The organism is Nitrococcus sp., assembly GCF_059432795.1.
The window spans coordinates 1-17,665 of record NZ_JBXWZQ010000042.1 but is presented as its reverse complement, the minus strand read 5'-3'; the positions used below and the strand labels follow the sequence as shown (position 1 = coordinate 17,665).

Annotated in this window: 17 protein-coding genes; 9 read left to right on the top strand and 8 right to left on the bottom strand. The window is 64.9% G+C overall.

Annotated features, from left to right (window positions below; translation table 11 throughout):
• A partial coding sequence (locus AC52Q4_RS03555) for a TonB-dependent receptor plug domain-containing protein (RefSeq protein ID WP_495535424.1) occupies positions 1-286 on the top strand: 286 nt, incomplete at its 5' end.
• Between the two features lie 432 nt (positions 287-718).
• On the opposite strand, the gene cynS is transcribed toward AC52Q4_RS03555, so the two are convergent.
• Positions 719-1,165, bottom strand: a complete 447-nt coding sequence (gene cynS / locus AC52Q4_RS03550) for a cyanase (protein WP_495535427.1) — start codon at positions 1,163-1,165, stop codon at positions 719-721.
• Positions 1,166-1,673: 508 nt separating this feature from the next.
• On the opposite strand from cynS, the gene kynA reads away from it, so the two are divergent.
• On the top strand, positions 1,674-2,540 hold the full coding sequence (gene kynA, locus AC52Q4_RS03545; RefSeq protein WP_495535423.1) for a tryptophan 2,3-dioxygenase: 867 nt from the start codon (positions 1,674-1,676) through the stop codon (positions 2,538-2,540).
• A gap of 107 nt (positions 2,541-2,647) precedes the next feature.
• Complete coding sequence (locus tag AC52Q4_RS03540; RefSeq protein ID WP_495535422.1) at positions 2,648-4,222, top strand: BCCT family transporter; 1,575 nt, start codon at positions 2,648-2,650, stop codon at positions 4,220-4,222.
• Between the two features lie 189 nt (positions 4,223-4,411).
• On the opposite strand, the gene AC52Q4_RS03535 is transcribed toward AC52Q4_RS03540, so the two are convergent.
• Positions 4,412-5,293 (bottom strand): isoaspartyl peptidase/L-asparaginase family protein, encoded by an 882-nt coding sequence (locus tag AC52Q4_RS03535; protein WP_495535426.1) that lies wholly within the window; start codon positions 5,291-5,293, stop codon positions 4,412-4,414.
• A 134-nt stretch (positions 5,294-5,427) separates the two neighbouring features.
• On the opposite strand from AC52Q4_RS03535, the gene kynU reads away from it, so the two are divergent.
• The gene (kynU, locus tag AC52Q4_RS03530) at positions 5,428-6,669 is read left to right on the top strand and encodes a kynureninase (RefSeq protein WP_495535421.1); all 1,242 of its coding nucleotides are present in this window, start codon (positions 5,428-5,430) and stop codon (positions 6,667-6,669) included.
• An 8-nt stretch (positions 6,670-6,677) separates the two neighbouring features.
• Here the strand turns inward: kynU and AC52Q4_RS03525 are convergent, their stop codons facing one another.
• The 3 genes from AC52Q4_RS03525 to AC52Q4_RS03515 form a co-directional block, all read right to left on the bottom strand.
• Positions 6,678-7,298 (bottom strand): hypothetical protein, encoded by a 621-nt coding sequence (locus AC52Q4_RS03525; RefSeq protein WP_495535420.1) that lies wholly within the window; start codon positions 7,296-7,298, stop codon positions 6,678-6,680.
• 132 nt (positions 7,299-7,430) lie between these two features.
• The gene (locus tag AC52Q4_RS03520) at positions 7,431-7,820 is read right to left on the bottom strand and encodes a DUF6524 family protein (RefSeq protein ID WP_495535419.1); all 390 of its coding nucleotides are present in this window, start codon (positions 7,818-7,820) and stop codon (positions 7,431-7,433) included.
• Positions 7,821-8,011: 191 nt separating this feature from the next.
• Positions 8,012-8,410: a hypothetical protein gene (locus tag AC52Q4_RS03515; protein ID WP_495535418.1), complete on the bottom strand. Its 399-nt coding sequence runs from the start codon at positions 8,408-8,410 to the stop codon at positions 8,012-8,014.
• Positions 8,411-8,673: 263 nt separating this feature from the next.
• Here AC52Q4_RS03515 and AC52Q4_RS03510 point away from each other — a divergent pair, with 263 nt between their 5' ends.
• The 3 genes from AC52Q4_RS03510 to AC52Q4_RS03500 are packed head-to-tail and all read left to right on the top strand — an operon-like array spanning position 8,674 to position 10,758.
• Positions 8,674-9,135, top strand: a complete 462-nt coding sequence (locus tag AC52Q4_RS03510; protein ID WP_495535417.1) for a YaiI/YqxD family protein — start codon at positions 8,674-8,676, stop codon at positions 9,133-9,135.
• Between the two features lie 6 nt (positions 9,136-9,141).
• The gene (locus tag AC52Q4_RS03505) at positions 9,142-9,927 is read left to right on the top strand and encodes an SDR family NAD(P)-dependent oxidoreductase (protein WP_495535425.1); all 786 of its coding nucleotides are present in this window, start codon (positions 9,142-9,144) and stop codon (positions 9,925-9,927) included.
• Positions 9,928-9,930: 3 nt separating this feature from the next.
• Complete coding sequence (locus tag AC52Q4_RS03500; protein WP_495535416.1) at positions 9,931-10,758, top strand: aspartyl/asparaginyl beta-hydroxylase domain-containing protein; 828 nt, start codon at positions 9,931-9,933, stop codon at positions 10,756-10,758.
• 148 nt (positions 10,759-10,906) lie between these two features.
• On the opposite strand, the gene AC52Q4_RS03495 is transcribed toward AC52Q4_RS03500, so the two are convergent.
• Positions 10,907-13,717 (bottom strand): AMP-binding protein, encoded by a 2,811-nt coding sequence (locus AC52Q4_RS03495; protein ID WP_495535415.1) that lies wholly within the window; start codon positions 13,715-13,717, stop codon positions 10,907-10,909.
• Positions 13,718-13,767: 50 nt separating this feature from the next.
• Between AC52Q4_RS03495 and AC52Q4_RS03490 the strand changes: the two genes are divergently transcribed.
• The gene (locus AC52Q4_RS03490; protein ID WP_495535414.1) at positions 13,768-13,899 is read left to right on the top strand and encodes a hypothetical protein; all 132 of its coding nucleotides are present in this window, start codon (positions 13,768-13,770) and stop codon (positions 13,897-13,899) included.
• A gap of 52 nt (positions 13,900-13,951) precedes the next feature.
• Here AC52Q4_RS03490 and AC52Q4_RS03485 read toward each other — a convergent pair whose 3' ends face one another.
• Positions 13,952-15,886, bottom strand: coding sequence for an ATP-binding cassette domain-containing protein (locus tag AC52Q4_RS03485; protein ID WP_495535413.1), 1,935 nt, complete (start codon positions 15,884-15,886; stop codon positions 13,952-13,954).
• Positions 15,887-16,106: 220 nt separating this feature from the next.
• Between AC52Q4_RS03485 and AC52Q4_RS03480 the strand changes: the two genes are divergently transcribed.
• Complete coding sequence (locus AC52Q4_RS03480; protein WP_495535412.1) at positions 16,107-16,784, top strand: hypothetical protein; 678 nt, start codon at positions 16,107-16,109, stop codon at positions 16,782-16,784.
• A 24-nt stretch (positions 16,785-16,808) separates the two neighbouring features.
• Here AC52Q4_RS03480 and AC52Q4_RS03475 read toward each other — a convergent pair.
• Positions 16,809-17,665 (bottom strand): GMC oxidoreductase (locus AC52Q4_RS03475; protein WP_495535411.1); only part of this gene is annotated, 857 nt, incomplete at its 5' end.

The window sequence follows — 17,665 nt, the reverse complement described above, 5'->3', positions numbered from 1 at the left end:
CTATAGCGCCGTGAACGCCTCGACCGCTACCAAGACCGATACCCCGATCATGGAAACACCGGTGTCGATCCAGGTCGTGCCGGCGCAGGTGCTCCAAGAGCAGCAGAGCATCGATGTGCAAGATGCCGTGAAAAACGTGAGCGGGGTGGTTCCCCAGTTCAACTTCGGCTATCGGGAAGGATTTCTGCTTCGCGGCTTTCCAACGCGGGATACGCAACGCCAGATGGTTTTCTCACCCGGGATACGCGCCAGCCTCTGGCCAATGTGTAACGGGTGGAGGTGCTGAAAGGCCCGGCGGCGATACTGTACGGCAACATCGAGCCGGGCGGCCTGGTCAATCTCGTCACCAAACGACCGCAGAGCAGCAGCCATTACGCTCTCGCAGCAGTTCGGCTCCCGCTTCTTCGACGGCGCGCCTTTCGTGACGGGGACTATCAATATTTTCAATCCCGTCTACGGCACCTCGGTCAACGAGGGGTACAAAGCATCCCGAGTGCCGCCCACGGGGAGTTTCGGCGCTCGGCAGAATTGGTACGGTTTTTATGTCCAGGACGTTTTTATGTCCAGGACCAAGGGGACAATGCCATCACCTTCCAGCTCCCGGGTTACTCGCCGCGCGCCTGTCCCCGACATAGCCACGGCCCTTGGCGGGGCCTAGCAACCGGCCCATCCGTCACCGTTGCCGGCCGCGGATGGGCCGCTGCTGCCCTCGTCACGGTTACCAGCGCTTGTACGGCAGGAACTTGCCGTTCCAGACCAATACCACCCGGTCGCCCTTGGGATCCTTTTCCACGTCGACGTCGAGGGTGAAGTCGATGGCGCTCATGATGCCGTCGCCGAATTTCTCGTGAATGACTTGCTTGATGCTCTCTCCATAGACCGTCATCACCTCGTAGAAGCGATAGATCAGCGGATCGCGCGGCACGGTCTCGGTGATGCTGCTGCCCTTGAGCGGACATTCCTGCAGCGCCGTGGCGACCTCTGCGGGGAGGTCCAGCGTGTGGCAGATCTCGTTGGCGAGATCCTCCGGCATGCTGTTCTCACCCAGACAGGCCGAAGCGGTCCAGACGGGGGACATGCCGATGACCTCACCGAGCTGTTCCCAGGTAAGGCCTTTTCTGGCCTTGGCCTCGATGATGGCTGAGCGCATGGCTTGCTTGTCCATGAGGCGACTCGTCTGCATCTCCACGACGCGACTCGATTGATTATCCACGATGCGACTCATTTGCTTGTCCATGATACGACTCCTGCTTGTTTGAGAAATCCGGGGTCGGCAAGCCGCTACGGGTTTTGGCGCTCTGGCCGACCGATTAAAGCGAATCGCGATTCGCCTTGACTGACTTAAATGTAAACAAATGCCGTGCCAAGCCTTTCCGCACGGCCTGAAGCGGCACCGGCTGTCGCTTATGCGGCAGTGAGTCGCTGCGTTGCGGCATTCTCAGCGCAAGATCTGCCCTCGTTTTGTGCGCCCGTGCACCGTAACGGGGCATGCACGAAGTGATCGACGGCCCGCGAACGGCAGGACAAGCCCCCGGCATTTCGAGCGCGGCGGCTTTGGGCCTAGACTGATGAGGCGTCTCGACTTAAATCGGGTACGCCTCGGCTCGGCAAACGAACGGCCACCCGCAGCGCCGCCGGACGCGCCGCGCCACGGGGAGCGGGAGGAAGGCGTTATGAGCAAGGTCGGACAGGGGTCCGGTTCGCACAGGCAGACCGTTGACCTCGGTGAGGAGGCGATCCACTGGGATTTCAGCGAGGAGATGTCCTACGGGCAGTACCTCTGCCTGGATCGCTTGCTGGATTGCCAGAAGCCGCTGTCAAGCCAGCATGACGAGATGCTGTTTATTACTATCCACCAGGCGAGCGAGCTCTGGATGAAGCTCGTCGTCTTCGAGCTCTCCGCCGCTCTGGGCTGCGTGCGCGAGGACCGGCTCGGGCCGGCTTTCAAAATGCTCGCCCGGGTCGCCGCTATCCAGCGCCAGCTCATTCAGTCGTGGAGCGTGCTGGCCACATTGACCCCGGCGGACTACTTGAGCTTTCGCGACACGCTTGGTCACAGCTCCGGTATTCAGTCCTACCAGTACCGGCTGATCGAATTCCTGCTGGGCAACAAGAACGCTCGCATGATCGAGGTCCACCGCAACGATCCGCAGGTACATACCCGCCTGCGAGAGGCCTTGGAGCGTCCGAGTTTATACGATGAGACACTTGCGCTGCTGCATCGCCGTGGACTGCCGATTCCTTCGCGAAAGCTCGCTCGCGAGTGGAGCGAGCCCTATGAGGCCGACCCGCTGGTCGAGGCGGCGTGGCAGAGCGTCTACCACAATGTCGAGGATCATTGGGATCTCTATGAGCTCGCCGAGAAGCTCGTCGATCTCGAGCACGCCTTCCAGCGCTGGCGCTTCGAGCATATGAAGACGGTGGAGCGCATCATCGGCTTCAAGCGTGGCACCGGTGGATCCTCGGGGGTCGGTTACCTGAAAAAAGTGCTCGACCTGCGTTTCTTCCCCGAGCTGTGGACGGTGCGCACCCTACTTTAGGGCCGGTCGAACCGCCGTCGATCAACCTACGCGCGGGCGACTCCAAAACGGGGCTAATCGGCTCAGCCGGCTATCCGTAGCATTAGCACAACTCCGGAGGTGCTGATTTGTCCGATTACACGCATAACAAGAATCGCTACGGCAGCGCAGAGCGGAGTCACGTGCTGGGCATGGCGGTGCATCGGGGTGTTTTCTTGCCGGCGGCCGTGTTGATTTTGGCCCTGGTGGCTTTCGGCGCGTTTGCGCCCGCACGGCTCGAGTCGGCCGCCAAAACGGCGCAACTGGCGATCGCCGACAACCTGGGCTGGTTTTACCTGGTGGCGATGAACGTCTTTCTCGTGTTCGCCGTCTATCTGATCTTCAGCCGCTTTGGCCAGATACGTCTCGGGGGCGAGCACACACGGCCGGAGTTTTCGAACTGGGGCTGGTACTCGATGCTATTCGCCGCCGGTACCGGCGTTGGTCTATTGTTTTACGGAGTGGCGGAGCCGCTGAGCTTTTTCGCGGAGCCGCCTTTCGGCGAGCCGGGCACCGTGCAGGCCGCACGTGATGCCCTGGTGCACAGCTATTTTCACTGGGGCCTCCACGGCTGGGCCATGTATGGCCTGATGGGGTTGGCTCTCGGTTTCTTCTGCTATAACCGGGGTTTGCCGATGACCGTGCGCTCGGCCTTCGAGCCGATGCTGGGCAAGCGGGTGCATGGTCCCATCGGCAATACCATCGATGTGGTGGCCGTGGCCGGCACCCTGTTCGGCGTGGCCGTCTCTCTCGGTTTGGGCGTTAAGCAGGTCAACACCGGCTTGGAGCAAACATTTGGCGTGCCCAACAACGTGGGGATGCAGCTGGGCTTGATCGCCGGTATCACCGCTGTGGCCACCGCCTCGGTGGTGAGCGGTCTGTCCGCCGGTATCCAGAAGCTTTCCAAGCTGGCGATCGTGATTGGCGCTACGCTGACCCTTTATGTGCTCTTTATCGTGGGGCCGACCCAGTTCCTCCTGCACGCCCTGGTGCAGAGCGTGGGCGATTATCTTCCGCAACTGCCCAGTCGTGGTACCTACGCGGAGGCTTTCGAGCCCCCGGAGGGGGGAGGCTGGCAGAATCGCTGGACGCTTTTCTATTTCGCCTGGTGGGTTTCCTGGTCGCCGTTCGTCGGCATGTTCATCGCCCGGATCTCGCGCGGCCGGACTTTGCGAGAATACATGCTCGGCGTGCTGCTGATGCCAACCGCGGTGTCCATTCTGTGGCTGACGGTCATGGGAGGCTCCGCCCTTTATCACGAGCTCTACGAGGGCGGGGGGTTGGTTGAGAGGGTGCAGGCCAACGTCGCCCTGGGGTCCTTTGCTCTGCTCGAATCCTTCGAGATCCCGCACTGGATCGCCCTGATCAGCATGACGTTGTTGGTGATTGCCGTGGCGATCTTTTTCATCACGTCCTCGGATTCCGGCTCGCTGGTGATCGACATCATCACCTCCGGCGGCGACCCGGAGCCGCCGACGGCTACGCGGGTGTTCTGGGCCACCCTGGAAGGGGTGGTCGCCGCCGTGCTCCTGGTAGCCGGGGGTCTCAAGGCCCTGCAGGCAGTCGCCACCATCGCCGGGCTGCCGTTCGTGGTGATCATCCTGATCATGTGCCGGAGCCTGTATGTGGGCTTGCGTCGTCATGGGACGAGGGGAGGCGGCTGAACGGAGCTGGCGGTCGCCACCGTATCGCCTCGCGCCGGTTGCCTTCGATGATCCCACCGTGCTGGCGCGGCGCACACGCCATGTTGCTTCGGGCATCCTGTCCTGCGCCCTTCGGGCCAGCCTTCGGCTGGAATATCGCTTCCGACGATTTTGTCGTACGGTGCGAGTGTCGCCTGGCTGGCACCTTGGTCAGCCCCCCACGCGGGCGATCCGTATGGGCGAGCGCAGGGCGGTTCTCGCACGGCCGCCGTGCTCGACCCAACCGCAATGCAGGTAGGCACTCGATTGCGCCGTGGCAATATTTCCGACGCGATCGATCAGAATAAAACCGCCGTTGCCATTGACCTTCGCTACCAGATGTTCAGCGCCGAGCCGCGCCGCCGTCTGCGCCGCGAGCCCCTGCTGGCCGATCAGGAAGTTGATGAACGAGGCCAGGGCCGTGCGGATGAAATCCTCGCCCGAACCGGTGCAGGAAATGGCGCAGCCCCCGTTGTCGGCATAGTTGCCGGCGCCGATCAGCGGGCTGTCGCCCACCCGGCCCGGGAGCTTGCCCTTTTGTCCTCCGGTTGAGGTGGCCGCGGCAAGGTTGCCGGCGCGATCCCGGGCCACCGCGCCGACCGTGCCGTCGGGCGTCTCCTCCGTCGTGCAATGCTTGTCCCAGCCCGCCTGGAAATATTCCTGGGCAACGGTTGCAATCCCATTGGCCGCGGCGAACTCGACGGCACCCTGACCGGCGAGCATGACATGCGGGGTGTTCTCCATGATTCGCCGCGCCAGCTCGACCGGGTTGCGGATGCTCCCGACGTAGGTCACGGCACCGGCATCAAGCGTGCGGCCCTGCATCACGCACGCCTCCAGCTCGAAGCGCCCCGCCGAGTTGGGGACGCTTCCGTAACCGGCGTTGTAGAGCGGATCATCCTCGAGCAAGCGCGTGCAGTGCACGACAGCGTCGAGCGCCGTGGCGTCGGCGGCGAGCAGGGCGGCGCCTTCGGCGAGTATTGCCCTGAGACTTTGCCGGATGCGGTGCGCCTTGGCCGGTGGCGCGGGGGTATTACCTGCGCCGCCGTGGATGGCGATGCTATAAGTGTGTTGAGTTGCCAGGTTCGCTCTTCACGCAATTGTGCCGCTAGGAGCCGATTGCTTAGAGCGTAGCGAAGTCGACTGCTTCGCGCGGTAAACCGAACGCGGGCGCGGGAGATGAGCTGATGCAGAGCCTGACCCGGGACGATTGCGAGCGCCGCGATGGCGACGATCCGCTCGGCGCCTTTCACGAGCGCTTCGAACTGCCGGGCGGCGTCGTCTATCTCGACGGCAATTCGCTCGGGGCGCTGCCGCGCGGCACGCGGCAGCGCCTCGACGAGCTGGTGCGGGCGCAATGGGGCAACGACCTGATCCGATCCTGGAACTGCAATGACTGGATTGGCATGCCGCGGCGGATTGGTGCGAAGATCGCGCGCCTCATCGGGGCGCATGACGATGAAGTGATCGCCGCCGACTCGACCTCGATCAACCTCTTCAAGCTGCTCGCCGCGGCGTTGCGCCTGCGTCCGGGAAGAAAAGTCATCGTCTCCGAGGCTCGCAATTTTCCCACCGATCTCTACATTATCCAGGGCCTCATCGAGCTGCTCGATCAAGGCCACGAGCTGCGCCTGGTGGACAGGGACGCGTTGCCCGACGCCCTGGACGAGGACGTTGCGGTACTGGCGCTCACCCAGGTCGATTACCGCAGCGGGCGAGTGCATGATCTGACCACGCTGACGCATCAAGCGCAGGCCCAGGGCGCGCTCGCGCTCTGGGATCTCAGCCACAGCGCCGGCGCGATGCCCGTGGAGCTCAATGCCGCAGGCGTCGATATGGCCGTGGGCTGTAGTTATAAATACTTAAACGGTGGCCCCGGCGCGCCTGCCTATCTTTTCATCGCCCGGCGCCATCAAGCTCACGCGCCGGCGAGCATCGCCGGCTGGATGGGGCATGCCGCGCCATTCGAGTTCGCAGCGGATTATCGACCGGCCGCCGGAATCGAGCGCCACCTCGTCGGGACGCCCCCGGTGCTGGGGCTCGCCGCGCTCGAGGCCGGTGTCGATCTGCTGCTGAAGGTGGACCTGCGGCAGGTGCGCGAGAAGTCCCGGCGTCTGGGCGACTTGTACCTGGCATTGCTGGAGCAGGAGTGCGCGGGATTCGGCTTCGAACGCGCCTGTCCGCGCGACTCGGCGGTGCGCGGCAGCCAGATCGCCTTTCGCCACCCCCAGGGCTATGCCATTGTTCAGGCGCTGATCGCCGCGGGCGTCATCGGCGATTTCCGCGCCCCGGATATCCTGCGCTTCGGCTTCTCGCCGCTTTATGTGCGCTACGTCGATATCTGGGATGCGGTGGCGGCGCTGCGCCGTATCATGGCGAACCGCTCTTGGGACAAGCCGGAGTTCAAGCGCCGGGCCGCCGTGACTTGACGGGCCAGTCAGCCGCGCCGGGCGGTGCCTTGGCGGCCGGCGAGGCCGATTCCCGCGAATCCGAGCGCCAACAGCCAGGCCGCGCCGGGCAGCGGGATCGGGCGGGTCAGGCCTTCCGCGAAGATCAGATCCTGCTCGGAGAAATTACCCGCGGCGAAACCCTCCTGCAGGAATTGGCCGCCACCGTAGGCGTTCCCCGTGGTCCAACTCACGCCTTCGATACCGCCGGCGGTGGAGAGCGCCGCGACATAGCGCTGCCCCGGGGTCAGCCCGACACGGTCGGGGAAATCGAAGTGCACGTTGCGATGGCCACTCAGCGTGAACACCGTTACGGGATTCGATGTGGCAAGGAGGGGTGCGCCCAGCCCGTCGGCGCCAGCCACGCCGTCGAATATGTTCACCACGACCGTCTGGCCGAGGCCGGCCATGAGAAATTCGATCGCATCCAGGGCTGGCAGCGTGGGAGTAAACGACTGGCCGAAGCGCACGCCGCCGTTCGTACCGGCCACCGGCCCTGGGTTTTGTTGATCGGTACGGATGATGGGCTCGGCCTGGGGCGCGCTCGCCACCCCGAGCAGCAGGATCAATCCGGCCAGCTGGCTGATGATTATGTCATGCGCTTGTTTCATTCGGCCCTCTTTTGGCGCGCGGCATTCTTGACTGTCGCCTATGCCCACTGAGTCGGTTTTCATGTAAGCGGCGGCGCCCCGCCATCGCGACGCCGGGCGGTCTGTCTCAGGCACCGGCTGCGCTTCGCACCCTCATTCATCGACGTCGTCGACATCCACCTGACCGCTCAGGCGCCGGCGAATGTGCGACCAGGACAGGCCGGTGGACAACACGGCCGCCAGCGCGATCAACGCCAGGTAGCTCATCAGGGGGCGGTTGTCGGCGGCCACCCAGCCCATATCGATCACCAGCCACAGCAAGGTGCCGAAGAAGGCTGCCGCGAGTGCGCTGCCGATCAGCCCGAGGGAGCGCAGCGTCGCCCGCAGAAAGATCGTCCAACCGATCAGCAGCACGACGCCGACAAAGGCCTTCAATGCCCACTCCTCGGGATCGCGGCTGCCGAGCACCCAGTGGAAATAGGAGAACCGCTCCGGGTTATAGGTCGCGAAGACCAGTATCAGCGCGGCCACGAAGCGGATCAAGAACCCTAGCGCATTGAATTTCGAAGCCATTCAGAACCTATCGCGGCGACTTCCCATCTTGAAACGCCGCTGTGGCGGGCGCTTGAATATCAGGCCCGTGTCCACGCCTTTGCCTCTGCCACAGTGCAATCGGCGATCCGGCAAGCCGAAGTGTACCGGGCCGGATGGATAGCGCAATTATCGGGCTCGCCCTACGTCTGACGCAGAAGAAACGCGATGGACAACAGGATTCCCAGCAAGTACGGCGCGCGGGTCGCCGGGATGGCGAGCCAGTTCGCCCAGCGTGGGCGCGACGAGAAAAGGGCGTAATCCAGTGAGGCTTCCAGCGCGATGACGCGCCGGCTCAGCGAGCGCAAATAGCCGTCGATACCTTCCTCGAAGGCCCAGAAGGCCACGGAGAGCAGCAGAAGGAATCCCTGAGCCGCGCGCAGCCACGCCGGATCCGGCAATACGCCGCGGCCTCCGGCCGCCAGCGCGACCACGCCGACGAACAGCGCCGCGAATACCCCGAGTATGGTATATCGCAGGTTGCTGTAATGACGGTGGCTACTCAGCGCCTCGCTATACTCGATTTCGGGTTTGCCGGGCATGCACCGTCTCCCTGGTTTTGCGGTGGGGTCCGATCCACAGGCGCGCACGCCATGCGCTCAACGCTCCCACGAGCGGTTTCGGATCGCACACCAAAGCTCGATTCTAGCCTACTTCGCGAACGCGGCGAACGGAGCTGTCCCTGAAGGACATAGTGTGTTTCTCTGAAACGATACATTGCGCGGTGGTCTCGCAGCGCACGCCCGCTCAGTGAGCGAGCGCTCGGTGCGCATCGACGGGATCGCCCGCGGGAGGGATGTTCACCGTGAGAATATGGGTCGATGCGGACGCCTGCCCGAAGGTGATCAAAGCGATACTGATACGCGCCGCGGAGCGTGCCGAGCTGCCGCTTACCTTCGTTGCCAATCAGGCGGTGCCGACGCGGCGCTCGCGGTTTGTCAGATCGATTCAGGTCGCACCGGGTTTCGACGGGGCCGACCGCGAGATTTTGCGGCATTTGGAGGCGGACGATCTGGTGATAACGGCCGATATCCCGCTCGCCGCCGAGGTGATCGCAAAGGGAGGGCACGCCCTCGACCCTCGTGGTGAGCACTATACGCCGGAGAACATCAAAGCCAGGCTGACGATGCGCGACTTCATGGACACGTTGCGCGGTAGCGGAATCGACACCGGTGGGCCGGCACCGCTGAGCCAGCGGGATCGGCAGACGTTCGCGGGCCATCTCGACCGCATTTTGGCGGGGCGGGCCAGGCAATCAGAGGAGTAGCGCTCTATCCCTACACAGATCGGCACGGGCAAGGCGGTTTCTCTCATTACCGGGGCGTCATCCGGAATCGGTCGCAGCCTGGCGCGCCGCATCGCCCAAGAGGGCCATGCGGTGGCGCTGGTCGCGCGCCGCAAGCCCTTGCTCGACGAGCTCGCGCTGGAGATCGAGCGCTCCGGCGGCACGGCCTTGGCGATTGCCTGCGACGTCACGGAGGCGGCGAGCGTTTGCGGCGCGGTACGCACGGTGGAGTCGACGCTCGGCCCCGTCACCCGCTTGGTCGCCAATGTCGGCGGCGGTGAGCGTCGCGGGGTCGATACGTTCTCGGCCGCGCACATCGATCGTGCGCTGAGCGTGAATGTGATGAGCACGGCAAACTGCATCGAGGCGGTTCTGCCGGGCATGCTGGCACGGCGGGCGGGGCACATCGTCGCCATGGGCAGCGTGGCCGGTTACCGTGGCCTGCCGGGCGCGGCAGGATACTCGGCGGCCAAGGCCGCGCTCAGCAACATGATGGAGGGCCTGCGCGTGGAACTGCGCCCGCGCGGGGTTCAAGTGACCTTGCTCCTGCCCGGGTTCGTGCGCAGCAAGCCCAAGCGCAAATACCGGCCCTTCGAGCTCGAACTGGAGGCGGCGACCGCCCGGATGCATCAGGCTATACTGGTCGGCAAGCCGCGCTATGCTTTCCCCTGGCCGTTGGTGCTGGCGGCCAGTGTCTGTCGGTTGCTGCCGGCCTCATTGTATGATGTCTTGCTCGCCGGGCGCGGCCCCAAGGCCAGGGTTCGCGGGGACTGAGACATGATCATCGCTGGCAACGCGGGTTGGGACGGAATCATGGCAAATGTCGGAGAGATGAATGCGGGTGGCATGCTTGCCGCGTTGCGAGCGGCACGGCGCCGATCGGTGCGTAGCCTGGGCAAGCGGATCCTGCGGCGAATCGATCGCTACATCGCGGCGAACTCTCTGGTGCCCGATCAGCCGGTGCTCGACGCCGAGGCGTTTCCGTGGGTGGCGGAGCTGGAGGCGAATTGGCGCGATATTCGCGCCGAGCTCGATGAAATCCTGCGCTTCCGTGAGCACATTCCTCGATTCCAGGACGTCTCGGCCGACCAATATCGGATCTCTCCTGACGATCAGTGGCGAACTTTCATCCTCTACGGTTTCGGCTACCGCTCGGAGGTGAACTGCGAGCTTTGCCCCAAAACCACGGCCGTGCTGCAGCGCATACCGCGGTTGCAAACGGCGTTTTTCTCCATTCTGGCGCCGGGCAAGCACGTGCCTCGTCACCGGGGCGTGACCAAGAGCCTGATCCGCTGTCATCTTGGGTTGATCATCCCGCGCGAGTGCGAACAATGCTACATGGACGTGGGCGATGTGCGTTGTGTCTGGGAGAGCGGGCGCGCCTTTGTATTCGATGACCGGTACCCGCACGAGGTCCACAACAACACCGCCGAGGAACGCGCGGTCCTGCTGCTCGACGTCGAGCGGCCGATGCGCCGTCGCGCGGTCGTGCTCAGCCGGATCATGCTGTGGTTGCTCAAACGGACCGCCTACGTGGTCGAGGCGCGGCGCAACCTGGCCGTCTGGGAACAACGTCTGCAGGCGCACCTGGCCGGCAGGAGCTGACGTTTTTGATCGCATCTTCGGGCCGCCGCGAGGCCATTGTCGCGCGCCCGCCTCCGGTCGCGCGCGATCGGCAGGGTTGTTATTCGAGCGGCGCTGGCGCGGCGGTTCACCCCGAACGGCCCCGCGGATGAGACCGCGGCGGTTTCAGTCAGTGCTCCAGCAAATCAGGCTCGCCACATTCGGAAACGATGAAAGCCCGCGCCTCGTCCCTCAGTCGCGTGATTTCCTGCCAGTCATCGCCGCCTGGCGCGATCGGCGGCCCCAAGCTGATCCGCAGTCGCCGCCGGCGCGGAAACCATTCGGTACCACGCAGCAGCGAACGACTGCCGGACAGAGCAATCGGTATGACCGGAGTCGCCGAGCGGGCGGCGACCTGAAACGCACCCAAATGGAAGCGCCGCACGCCCGGGATGCGGGTGAACGTGCCTTCCGGGAAGAAGGCGAGCGAGTCGCCCGCGCGCAGGACCTGCTCGGCGCGCTCGGCCTCCTCTCGGGCGCGCTGCCAATCGAATCGCTCCACCATGAGGGTGCCCATGCGCTCGAGCAGCACGCGGGCAAAGAAGCTGGACTGGAGCTCGCGCTTGGCGAGGAAGCGAAATGGCGTTGGCAGGATCGCTGTCAGGACGAAAGGGTCGATGTAGCTGGCATGATTGGAGACGAATACCACGTGCCGATCGCGTGGGACGTTTCCGAGCCCGGTGATCTCCATGCGGATGCCGAGTAGCGCCGGCACCGCGCGCAACGTCTGGCGCGCTATCGCCCAGCGCCAGCGTCGACGCGGCAGCAGCGCCACGGCCAGCCACGTGGGCAGCGCGACCAGGCCAAAAACCCCCCACGCGTAGCCGGCGTAGAGGCGCGCCTTCGCCCCTTTGAGGTGCTGGCTCAGGCGCGAGACGGCCGCCATGGCGCCGAGACGCGCGACCTGCCACCGCACCGAGCGGCCGCGCTCGCCGAGGCGGTTGCTCTCGTAGAGCTCGCGGGTGGCGCCGCGGCGGATCTTGCCGCTGGAAGTCTTCAAAATGCTATGGGGAGGAGGCAGTTGCACGTCATCCGGAGGAATGCCCGCGATCTGGGTGACACGCTCGGCGATCTGGCGCTCCATCGCCTGGCGGCGCTCCGAGTTCTGCTCATGGGTTTCCGCAACGACGATCAGTTGCTCGGTGCCCGTTTCCTCCTCCGGGCTGGCAAAGACGGCAACGCAGCCCTTCCTGACCCCTTCCAGCTCGCCAACCGCCTGTTCCACCTCGTGGGGGTAAACGTTACGCCCGGCCCGCACGATCATGTCTTTCACCCGCCCGGTGACGAACAGCTCGCCCTTGGCAAGATAGCCGAGGTCACCGGAATCGAGCCACGAGCCGCGAAAGAGGCCGGCGCTCAGCCGGGGGTTGCGGTAGTAGCCGGACGTGGTGGACGGGCCGCGGAATTGAATGGTGCCCTGCTGACGCTCCGGTAGTTCGCGGCCGGCGGTGTCCACCACGCGAACTTCATAGCCGTCCAGAGGCGGCCCGCAGGAGACAAAGCGCAGCGGATTGGAGTCGCTTTCCGAGGCGACCTGCGCCTCGCCGCTGCGGGTGAACACTTCCCGATGCACGGCATCCACCCAGGGGCCGCGCCCGGGACGCGAAATGGTCAGCCCGACCGCGGCCTCGGCCAGCCCGTAGACGGGCATCTGGGTCTCCCAGCGCAGCTTGTTGGCGCGAAAAGTGGCGTAGAAGCGCTCCAGGGTCGCCGGGCTGACCGATTCGGCGCCGTTGAAGGCGATCCGCCAGCTGGAGAGATCCAGCTCGTCAAACTTGCCGTCGCGCGCGGCGCGCAGACACAGCTCGAAGCCGAAGTTGGGGGACGCGGACAACGTGGCGCGGTGTCGATGAATGGTCCACAGCCATTGCAGCGGATGCGCAAGAAACGCCAACGGCGACATCACGGCCAACGGACAGCCGAAATAGAGGCTACCGAACCACGCCCCGATCAAACCCATGTCATGGTAAAGAGGCAGCCAGCTTACGAAAAAGTCCTCCGAGCTGGCATCGATACGCCGCCCGATGGCCCGGATGTTGGCGAGCAGATGCTTGTGGGCCAGGCTGATCCCCTTCGGATCGCCGGTGCTGCCGGATGTGTACTGCAGCAGCGCCAAATCGTCGGCGTGGCGTTCCACGCCGGGCCGATCGGCGGCGGGCTGCGCCAGGTCATCGGCGGTGATGATGCCCCGCAGCTCCGGCGCCTCCGCCTTGAGCAGCTGACCGAGCCGTCGCGCCTCCGGCACCGTGATGAGCAGTCGCGCACGGGCGTTGGTGAGAATTCGCCCATGGCGGCGCAAGTGCTCTTCGAGCTGCGCGGGCCTCGCCGGCGGATAGATCGGCACCGGCACCGCGCCGGCGAGCAGGACACCGATGAAGCTCACGAAATAGTCGCGTCCGGTCGGCAGCATCAGTGCCACGGTATCGTCGGCGCCGATGCCCCGATGACTCAGGCCGGCGGCGACCTCCGCGGCCGCGTGCTCGAGTCCGCCGTAGGTCAACGGCTCCGGCTCTTCTTCGTCACCGTAGATATAGAGATGCGTGCGCTGCGGGTGTTGCTGAACATGCCAGTCGAACGCCTCGATCAATGTCTGTGCCTCGTCCGGGCTGCCCGCGGGTTCCTCGAACGATTGGTATTGCGGCGTTTGCCTTGGTTGCCGGCGAGGCGTGGCGCCCGCTTGGGTGATGGCCTTCAGCAACTGCTCCGGTGTCTCGGCCTGTACGGCCGAATCCGGCAGGCGCACCTGGAACTCGCGCTCGCAGCGCATGATCAGCTCGGTACGCGCCAGACTGTCGATGCCCAGGTCCTGATCGAGGCGATCGCCGGGCTTCGGCCGGATGCTTCGGGACGCTCCCCCGCTCTCTCTGGCGACCTGGCGAACCAGCTCCAGGAGCTGATCCATGCCATCGCCGTGCGCAGGCTGTGCGGATTTCACTTCCATGAGTTACCGGCCCGTGCTTGCGGGCAAACGAATAGCGTAAGAGGAATATGATGGCGGATCGCAGCTTGAACAAGGCCCATGCATCGGGATTCGTTCGACGTGGACGGCCTTCGATACGCGAACGGTCGCTGGATACGCTGCCCGAGCCGGACGAGCCCGATGAGGAGATCAGCGAAAATTAGAACCCGGCCTGGAGAGCGTTCGGTAGGTGCTGGGAGTGGGCTGATCATGCGCTCAATCGGGCGATTGGCTTGGGTCGCGCTGCGGCGCGGCTTGCCTCTCCTCCAGCTCCGCCCAGCGCTCCACCGCCTGATCGAGCTCGGCCTGGCGGCTGCTCAGCTCGGCGAGAGTCGCCTGGATCGTTGCCTGGGGCTCGGCGTAGAACGCCGGGTTCCCGATGCGCGTCTGTAATGCCCCGACTTCGCTCTCCAGGGCCTCGATCCGCTCGGGCAGCAGATCGAGCTCGCGCTGGAGCTTGTAGCTGAGCTTGCGCGGCTTGGACGGGCTCGGCGCTGGTGCCGCGGGGGCGGGCTCGGTCTTCGGGATGCTGGGCCGTGGCGCCTCCACGGCGTCGGCCCGCGCCAGCGTGTGGCCGTGGCGGAGCCAGTCGCTGTAGCCGCCCACATATTCGCGCACGCGGCCGCGACCTTCGAATGCCAGCGTGCTGGTCACGACGTTGTCGACGAATGCGCGATCGTGACTTACCAGCAGCAGCGTGCCGGGATAGTCCACGAGCCGTTCCTCCAATACCTCCAGCATTTCGATGTCGAGATCATTGGTCGGCTCGTCCATGACCAGCAGGTTGGCCGGGCGCGTGAACAGCTTGGCGAGTATGATCCGGTTGCGCTCGCCGCCGGACAGTGCCCGCACGGGTTGGCGGGCGCGCCGGGCGCTGAACAGGAAGTCCTGCAGGTAGCCGATGATGTGGCGGTCCTTGCCGTTGATCCGCACGTGCTCCCGGCCCTCGCCCACGTTGTCGGCCACCGTCTTGTCCAGGTTCAGCGTGGTGCGCAGCTGGTCGAAATAGGCAATTTCCAGATTGGTGCCGAGGCTCACATGGCCGCGGTCGGGCACGAGCTCGCCGAGCAGAATACGCAGCAGCGTTGTTTTGCCGACACCGTTGTTGCCGATCAAGGCGATGCGATCGCCGCGCATGATTTTGATCGAGAAATCGTGAATCAGGGTGCTCCCTTGATAGCCGTGAGTGATGTGGCGCGCCTCGATCACCTTGCGCCCGGACGGATCCGAGTCTTCCATGCGCAGCCGCGCCGTGCCCTGAGGGGCGAGGCGCGCGGCACGTGCCTCGCGCATGGCCTTGAGCGCCCGTACCCGGCCCATGTTGCGGGTCCGTCTCGCCTTGATGCCCTGGCGTATCCAAGCCTCTTCCTGCGCCAGCTTGCGATCGAACAGCGCATTTTGGCGTTCCTCGGTTTCCAGCCATTGCTCCTTTTGCTCGAGGAAGTTGCGGTAGTCGCCGGGCCAGCTGGTCAGGCGCCCGCGGTCCAGCTCGACGATGCGTGTGGCGAGCTTTTGCAGGAAGGCGCGATCGTGGGTAATGAACAGCACGGCGCCGGGAAAATCCCGCACCGTCTGTTCCAGCCATTCGATGGTGCCGATGTCGAGATGGTTGGTCGGCTCGTCCAGGAGGAGCAGATCCGGCTTGGATACCAGCGCCTTACCCAGCGCCACACGCCGGCGCCAGCCACCGGAGAGGGTGTCCATGCGCTTGTCGGCCGGCAGCTGCAGTTGCGTAATGAGCGTGTCCACCTGCTGCTCGACCTGCCAGCCGCCGTGGGCCTCGAGCCGATGTTGCAGGTCTTCGAGCTCGCGTAGGCCGCGGGAATCCAGCGCGCCCGTCGTGCGCGCGTGGTAGGCGTCCACCAACGCCTGGATTGCGGCCATCCCCGATTTGATCACCTCGCGCACGGTGCGGGCATCGCCTGCCGGCAGGCTTTGCTCCAGCTGGCTGATGTCGATGCCCTCCGCCGGGTAAATGGCTCCGCTATCGGGCGCCAGCTCACCGGTGATGAGTTTGAGCAGCGAGGACTTGCCGGCACCGTTGCGGCCGATGAGACAAACCCGCTCGCCGGCTTCGATGGCGAACTCGGCATCGTGAAGCAACGGCGTGTCGCCGAATTCCAGGGAGACTTGGTCGAATCGCACCAGCACGTCGCGCCCGTTCCTCTTGAGCGTCAGGTAAAGCGAGCATTATACGGGTGTTGGCAAATGGGATGGACCGCGCGCGGCCCGCCTTGCCTGAGAGAGTCGGCGAGCAGCCGAGAAAACGCCTTGCGCGCGCGTGGGCGGTTGGCTATCGTTTTCATGCGGGGTGGCAACGCAAGCCGCATCGGCAGGACGCTTCATGAACCGCTCTCTTCACGACCCCCTGGTGGCGGTGCACGCCGTCGCTAATCTGGAAAAACGCGCTGCAGCGGCCGGGGTATTCGCCTCGGTCAAGACGGATTTTGGCGAGTTCGTCGAGGTGAGACAGCTCGTGCGGCCGGACGAAAACGTCACGGCCATGTTCGATCCGCTGTGCACCGACGATCTCAGCGACGGCCGCCGCGCCTTCTGGGTTCACGGCGTCGACGCCAGCGGCGAGACGGTTTCGCTGCAGTGCGCGCGCATCGATTTGATCGACAGCAGCCTCGCGCAATGGGGCATGTCTTGGATGGCCTCGCTCTACCAGATGCGCGGGGACGCGGTGGCACCGGCGCGTTGGCGGCCCGTGTCGCACTCGGTGGCCGAGCGCATCAAGGGGCAGGTCGTCTATCATGGCGAGTTCTGGCTGGCTCCGGCCACGCGGGGGGGCGGGCTCCTCGATATCCTTCCCCGCCTGTGCCTGCTTCTGATCTACATAAAATGGTGCCCCGATTTCATCTGGGGCGTGATGACCGAAGCGCTTGCGGCGCATGGCGGCGGCACCCGGATGGGCTATACGGTGCAAGAGCCCAATCTGCTGAAATGGGACGAGGAGCCGGAGGGCGCGAGCAAGCAGGAAACCTTCATCTGCTGCGATGCCGAGGATCTCGCCTATCTGGCGGAGCTGGAATGCAACCCGCGTTGAGCCGGTGCCTGCCGTGCCTGCGGCTCAACGCTGGGCGGTTTGCCACTCGCGCGCCTCGTGCCAAGGCTTGTCCTGTGGCGGCAGGGATTCGGCGCCGCGCACGGCATCGGCAAGCTTCTCGGCCATCATGATGATGGGCGCGTTGAGATTGCCGGTGGTCACGCGCGGCATGATCGAGGCGTCCACCACCCGCAGACCCTCGATGCCGTGCACGCGCCCCGTGCCGTCCACCACGGCGTCGGGATCGTGCCCCATGCGGCAGGTACCCGCCGGATGGTAGGCGCTCTCGCCGCGGCGCCGCACCCAGGCATCGATTTCCGCATCGCTTCTCACATCGGCGCCGGGCCCGAGCTCCTTGCTGCGGAAGGCATCGAGCGGAGCCTGATGCATGATCTCGCGGGTCAGTCGAATCGCGGCACGCATCTCGCGGCGGTCGTGCTCGGTGCCCATGTAGTTGAATAGAATCCGCGGCGCGGCCTTGGGGTCGGCGCTGCTTAGCAAAATCCGCCCCCGGCTCTGTGGGCGCATGGGTCCGACATGGGCCTGGAAGCCATGGGTATGAGCGAGGCTGCTGCCATCGTAGCTCATCGCCATGGGCAGGAAATGGTATTGCAGGTTCGGGTAGCGCACCCCGGCCTCGCTGCGGATGAAGCCGCCGGATTCGAAATGATTGGTGGCGCCGAGCCCCTTACGCAGTAGCAGCCATTGCAGGCCGATCAGGGCCTGATTCCAAGGGCGGAAAGCCGAATAGAGGGTGATGGGCAGGCGGCTGGCGTACTGCACGTAGACTTCCAGATGATCCTGTAGATTCTGCCCGACGCCGGGCAGGTCATGCCGTACCTCGATGCCTTGCGCTCGCAATGCTTCCGCCGGCCCCAGAC